This window comes from Streptomyces sp. NPDC029014, assembly GCF_055564695.1.
The window spans coordinates 1-6,131 of record NZ_JBVHVT010000166.1 but is presented as its reverse complement, the minus strand read 5'-3'; the positions used below and the strand labels follow the sequence as shown (position 1 = coordinate 6,131).

The following is a 6,131-nucleotide window of genomic DNA, read 5'->3' as shown; positions in this document are numbered from 1 at the left end:
CCCCCCCCCCCCCCCCCCCCCCCCCCCCCCCCCCCCCCCCCCCCCCCCCCCCCCCCCCCCCCCCCCCCCCCCCCCCCCCCCCCCCCCCCCACCGGCACATCCGCTTGAGTTTCCCCGCGGCGGGTCACCGGACCGACGGAGGCCGCCGGAAACGGGAGATCGGGGGTGCCACTCGTGCGGATCGGACTGCTCACCGAAGGTGGTTATCCGTATGCGACGGGAGAGGCGAGGCTGTGGTGCGACCGCCTGGTGCGCGGGCTTGCGCAGCACGAGTTCGAGCTCTACGCGCTGAGCCGCAGCGCCGAACAGGAAGAGCGCGGCCGGGTCGTGCTCCCCGAGCACGTCACCCGCGTCTGGACCGCCCCGCTGTGGGCCCCCGCGGACGACGGGCGGAGCTACTCCCGGCGTGAACGCAGGCGGTTCGCCGACTGCTTCAAGGAACTGGTGCGGGGCATCTGCGCCGACGAGGCCGAGCCCTTCGCGGCCGGCCTGTACGGACTCGCCGAACTCGCCCGCGAGCAGGGCGGCCTGTACGCCGCCCTGCGCTCCGAGACCGCGGTGCGCGCCGTGGAGGCCGCCTGTCGGGCCCCCGGCGCGCGCCGCTCCGTCCAGCGCGCGCAGGTCGCCGACCTGCTGGAGTTCGTCGACGCCCTGGAGCGACTGCTGCGGCCGCTGTCCCTCGACTGGTACGAGGACCTGTGCGAGGTGGACGTCTGCCACGCGGCCGCGGGCGGGGTGGCGGCCCTCCCCGGGCTGCTGGCCAAACGCTTCTTCGGGGTGCCGCTGCTGGTCACCGAGTACGGGGTCCGGCTGCGGGCGCACTACCTGGAACGGCCCGCGGACGCCGGCCCCGGGCCGGACGGGCCCGCGGACGGCCCGAGGCTCGCCGTCCGGGCCCTGCTCGCGGCCTTCCACGTACGCCTCGCCTGCGAGATCTACGCCCGCGCCGACCTGCTCGTCGCCGGCAACGCGCACGCCCGGCGCTGGCAGGAGCGGTGCGGGGCCACCCGGGACCGGATGCGGACCGTGTACCCGGGGATGGAGGCGGACCGATTCGCCGCCGTCGGCGAGGATCCCGACCGCGGGGACCCGGACACGCTGGTCTGGGTCGGCCGGGTCGAGCCCGCCAAGGACCTGGTCGGCCTGCTGCACGCCTTCGCCGAGGTCCGCAGGAACGCCCCGGACACCCGGCTGCGGATCTTCGCCACGGCCGCGGTACCCGGCTACCTCGCCGACTGCCGCTCCCTCGCCGCGCAGCTCTTCCCCGACGAGGCCGCCGACGCGGTCACGGCGGGGGAGAACCCGGTCACCTTCGAGGAGATCGGCGGCCCCGACGCCCCCACCCCGGCCGACGCCTGGGGATGCGGGCGGGTGGCCGTGTTGTCCTCGGTGATCGAGGGCTTCCCGATCACCCTGGCCGAGGCCATGTTCTGCGGCCGGGCCACCGTCTCCACCGACGTCGGGGCCGTCTGCGAGGTCATCGGCGGCACCGGCCTCGTCGTCCCGCCGCGCAACCCCCGGGCCCTCGCCGACGCCTGCCTGTCCCTGCTGAACGACCCCGAACGGGCCCGGCGCCTCGGCGCGGCCGCCCGGGCCCGAGCCCTGGAACTCTTCACCGTCGAACAGAACCTGGCCGCCTTCCGCGAGGCCTACCTGTGGCTACTGGCCCGCGGACCCGGCCGCACCGACCCCACCGTCCCCTTCGAACAACCCCCCGAGGCCCGGGTCCCGGGCCACTGGACGAGCCCCGCGTGGGCCCCGAACCCGGAGGCCGCGGTATGACCCTCGACGAAGCCGCCCCGCCCGCCCCGCCCGCCCCGCCCGCCGCGGCCACCCGCCGCCGGGCCGCCGGCGACCCCGTCAAGATCCTGCTGCACCGCCACCGCGACCTGTGCGAGCGGGCCGTGGATCCGCTGGAGATCGCCGCCGGGCTGGAGGCGCAGGGCATCACCGACCGGACCGCCGCCCGGTTCCGGCACCGCGACGTGTTCTCCCTCGCCGAGGAGCTGTACGCCCGCACCCCGCGCGAGGAGGAGGCGCCCGCGCCCTCCGCCGCCGGCCCCGCCGACGCCCGCGCCGTGCGCCGCTTCGGACTCGCCCTGCTGCCCGGCGCCCTCGCCTGCGCGGCGGCCGCCGCCGCGGTGCCGTACGCGGAAGCCGTCGCCGCCCTCGCCGCGGCCGCCGTCCTCCTCCTGCCCGGACCCACCGGGCGGGCCGCCACCGGGCGGGCCGTCGTCGGCCGGGCCGCCTGGACCGCGCGGGCCGTCCTGCTGCTCGCCGCGGCCGCCGCCGGCTGGGCCGTCCACCGCCACGGCACCCCCCTCGGGACCGCCATCGCCCTCGCCGCCGGTCCCGGCCACGTCGCCGCCGCCGGGTACGCCGCCCGGGCCCGGCGCCGCCTCGCCGCCAGCCGCGTCCTGGAGGACTTCGCCGACGGGGCCCGACCGCTGTTCCTCGGCACCGTCGCGGGCTTCACCGCGGCCGCCACCGGGGCGGCCCTCCTCGCCGGAGCCGCCGTCCACGTCGCCCTCCCGCTCGCCCTGCTGCTGTTCCTCACCCGGCTGCTGATCGGCCACGGCGCCCCCCGCGAGCCCGTCGCCGCCGCCCTTGCCCTCGCCCTGGTCCCGGTCCCGGCCGCGGTGCCCGCCGCCGCGGCAGGACTCCTCGTACTCGCCGTCCCCGTGCTGGCCCGCGCATCCGCGCACGCCCGGCCCTGAGCGGCGTAGCCCCTCCGCCCCGACGCTCGACCGGCCGCTCCCCGCGGCCGCCGCCGGAGCGCCGCGCCCTTCCCCTTCCCCTTCCCCTTCCCCTTTCCCATCTCATCCCCATCCCCAGCCCATCGACCAAGGAGACACCGCATGACCGGCCAGCCCACCGACCGAGGGACCGCGCGATGAGGGTGCTGCTGATCGGAGCCAACGGATACCTCGGCCGCTACGTCGCCGACCGGTTGCTCGCCGACCCCGCCGTCCAGCTCACCGCCCTCGGCCGCGGCGACGACGCCGACGTCCGCTTCGACCTCGCCACCGGCAGCCCCGGCGCCCTCACCCGGTTCCTCGACGCCGTCCACCCCGGCGTCGTCATCAACTGCGCCGGTGCCACCCGCGGCGGGGCCCGCGAGCTCACCCGGCACAACACCGTCGCCGTCGCCACCATCTGCGAGTCCCTGCGCCGCAGCGGCTGCGGCGCCCGACTCGTCCAACTCGGCTGCTCCTCCGAATACGGGCCCAGCCAGCCCGGATCGTCCACGGCCGAGGACGCCGTCCCCAGACCCGGCGGGCCCTACGGCGTCAGCAAGCTCGCCGCCACCGAGCTCGTGCTCGGCTCCGGGCTCGACGCCGTCGTCCTCCGGGTCTTCTCGCCTGTCGGACCCGGCACCCCGGCCGGCTCCCCGCTCGGCCGGCTCGCCGAGGCCATGCGGCGCGCCATGCAGTCCGGCGACGGCGAGCTCAAGCTCAGCGGGCTCGGCGTCCAGCGCGACTTCGTGGACGTACGGGACGTGGCGCGGGCCGTGCACGCCGCCTCGCTCTCCGCCGCCCAGGGCGTCGTCAACATCGGCACCGGCCGCGCCGTCCGGCTGCGCGACGCGGCCGCCGTCCTCGCCCGGGTCGCCGGATACGGCGGAGCCCTGCACGAGCTCGACGTCCCCCACGGCGGACCGCACGCCGGACCGCAGCAGTCGCACCCCGGGGCACACGGGCTCCACGGATCCCACGGCTCCCACGGGCACCCGGGGGCCCGGGCCGGAGCCCTCGCCGCCATCGGCGCCCCCCGCTCCGAGGCCACCGCCGAGCAGCTGGCCGCCGCGGCCCCGCCCCCGGCCGCGTACCCCTACCCGGACGGCTGCGGCGCCTGGCAGCAGGCCGACGTGCGCACCGCCCGGGACCGGCTCGGCTGGCGGCCCCGGATCAACCTGGAGGAGTCCCTCGCGGACATCTGGATGGAGGCGGCATGCCGCATCTGAGCACCCAGGCCGCGGCGCCCGCCGCCACCGGGGCCGGCCGCCTCGGCCTCGGCATCCCCGGCTACGCGCACCCGCTGCTCGCCCCGGTCGAATGGGCCGAGCTGACCCGCCCCGGCACCCCGCTGCACTGGGCCGTGCTCAACGTCGCGGACGGGCCCGGCAGCCGGCCCGACCCGCACTGCACCGAGGCCGTCGGCCGGCTCCGGGAGGCCGGCGGCACCGTCCTCGGGCACCTCGCCCTGCGCGACGGGGCGCGCTCGTTCGGCGAGCTCGTCTCCGACGCCCACCGCTTCGTCGACTGGTACCGGGTGGGCGGCTTCTACCTGGACCGGGCCCCGGCCGGCCGGGCCGAACTGGCCGCGGTGCGCCGGGTCACCGACGCCCTGCGCGGGCTCGGCGAGGACCCGCGGATCGTGCTGGGCCACGGCACCCACCCCTACGAGGGCTATGCGGAGGCCGCCGACCAGCTCGTCACCTTCTCCGGCAGCTGGACCGACTACCGCTGGTCGCAGGTCGCCGAGTGGACCGCCGAGTACCCGCCGGAGCTGTTCTGCCACCTCGTCCACGGGATCCCGCGCACCCACCTGGAGGAGGCGCTGCGGATCGCCCGCTGGCAGGGGGCCGGCACGATCTGGTTCACCGACCGGCGCGGGAGCGGCGACCGGGACCCCTGGGCCTCCATGCCCGCGTACTGGGACGAAATCGTCTCAAGGATCGGACCAGGTGTCTCGGAATGAAGAAGGGCGTGGCAGTGTTACGGGAAGAACCACCGTTCGACTTACCCATCTACGGAGTCCCCGTGTCGCTGCCACCCCTGGTCGAGCCAGCTGCTGAGCTCACCGTTGACGAGGTCCGTCGGTACTCCCGCCACCTGATCATCCCGGACGTCGGGATGGACGGCCAGAAGCGCCTGAAGAACGCCAAGGTGCTCGCCGTCGGAGCGGGCGGCCTGGGCTCGCCCGCCCTGATGTACCTGGCCGCGGCCGGCGTCGGCACCCTGGGCATCGTCGAGTTCGACGAGGTCGACGAGTCGAACCTGCAGCGCCAGATCATCCACAGCCAGTCGGACATCGGCCGCTCCAAGGCCGAGTCCGCGCGCGACACCGTGCTGGGCATCAACCCGTACGTGAACGTGGTCCTCCACGAGGAGCGGCTCGAAGCCGACAACGTGATGGACATCTTCGGCCAGTACGACCTGATCGTCGACGGCACGGACAACTTCGCCACGCGCTACCTCGTCAACGACGCGTGCGTGCTGCTGAACAAGCCGTACGTCTGGGGCTCCATCTACCGCTTCGACGGCCAGGCCTCGGTCTTCTGGTCCGAGCACGGCCCCTGCTACCGCTGCCTCTACCCGGAGCCCCCGCCGCCGGGCATGGTCCCCAGCTGCGCCGAGGGCGGCGTCCTGGGCGTGCTGTGCGCGTCGATCGGCTCCATCCAGGTCACCGAGGCCATCAAGCTCCTCGCGGGCGTCGGCGAGCCGCTGGTCGGCCGCCTGATGATCTACGACGCCCTGGAGATGCAGTACCGCCAGGTCAAGGTCCGCAAGGACCCCGACTGCGCGGTCTGCGGCCCGAACGCGACCGTCAAGGAGCTCATCGACTACGAGGCCTTCTGCGGCGTCGTGTCGGAGGAGGCCCAGGAGGCCGCGGCCGGTTCGACGATCACTCCCAATCAGCTGAAGGAGTGGATCGACGAGGGCGAGAACATCGAGATCATCGACGTCCGCGAGAAGAACGAGTACGAGATCGTCTCGATCCCCGGCGCGAAGCTGATCCCCAAGGGCGAGTTCCTGATGGGCTCCGCCCTCCAGGACCTGCCGCAGGACAAGCGCATCGTCTTGCACTGCAAGACGGGTGTCCGCAGTGCGGAAGTCCTCGCCGTCCTGAAGTCCGCCGGCTTCGCCGACGCGGTCCACGTCGGCGGCGGCGTCATCGGCTGGGTCCACCAGGTCGAGCCGCAGAAGCCGGTCTACTAGGAAGCCGGTCTACTAGGACGGACCCATCCGTCCGTCCGAAGTCCGTCCGTAGGGGCCCGGGGGGGGGGGGGGGGGGGGGGGGGGGGGGGGGGGGGGGGTGTTTTTGGGGGGGGGGGGGGGGGGGGGGGGTGGGGGGGGGGGTGGGGGGGTGGTGGGGGGTGGGGGGGAGAGGGGTGGCCGCCCTCTATC

5 protein-coding genes are annotated in these 6,131 nt (G+C 75.7%); all 5 read left to right on the top strand.

What is annotated here, in order from left to right; genetic code table 11:
* Positions 1-174 precede the first annotated feature (174 nt).
* The 5 genes from ACZ4VL_RS39895 (at position 175) to moeZ (ending at position 5,942) form a co-directional block, all read left to right on the top strand.
* Positions 175-1,782: a DUF3492 domain-containing protein gene (locus ACZ4VL_RS39895; RefSeq protein ID WP_468210725.1), complete on the top strand. Its 1,608-nt coding sequence runs from the start codon at positions 175-177 to the stop codon at positions 1,780-1,782.
* Positions 1,779-2,717 carry a hypothetical protein gene (locus ACZ4VL_RS39890; protein ID WP_468210722.1) on the top strand — a complete coding sequence of 313 codons (939 nt, stop codon included), beginning with the start codon at positions 1,779-1,781 and terminating at the stop codon, positions 2,715-2,717. Before ACZ4VL_RS39895 ends, ACZ4VL_RS39890 begins: the two co-directional genes overlap by 4 nt.
* A gap of 176 nt (positions 2,718-2,893) precedes the next feature.
* Positions 2,894-3,964, top strand: a complete 1,071-nt coding sequence (locus tag ACZ4VL_RS39885) for an NAD-dependent epimerase/dehydratase family protein (RefSeq protein WP_468210719.1) — start codon at positions 2,894-2,896, stop codon at positions 3,962-3,964.
* The gene (locus ACZ4VL_RS39880) at positions 3,952-4,701 is read left to right on the top strand and encodes a spherulation-specific family 4 protein (protein ID WP_468210716.1); all 750 of its coding nucleotides are present in this window, start codon (positions 3,952-3,954) and stop codon (positions 4,699-4,701) included. The genes ACZ4VL_RS39885 and ACZ4VL_RS39880 overlap by 13 nt, the downstream gene beginning before the upstream one ends.
* 62 nt (positions 4,702-4,763) lie before the next feature.
* Positions 4,764-5,942, top strand: a complete 1,179-nt coding sequence (moeZ, locus tag ACZ4VL_RS39875) for an adenylyltransferase/sulfurtransferase MoeZ (RefSeq protein WP_468210714.1) — start codon at positions 4,764-4,766, stop codon at positions 5,940-5,942.
* The last annotated feature ends 189 nt before the right edge of the window (positions 5,943-6,131 follow it).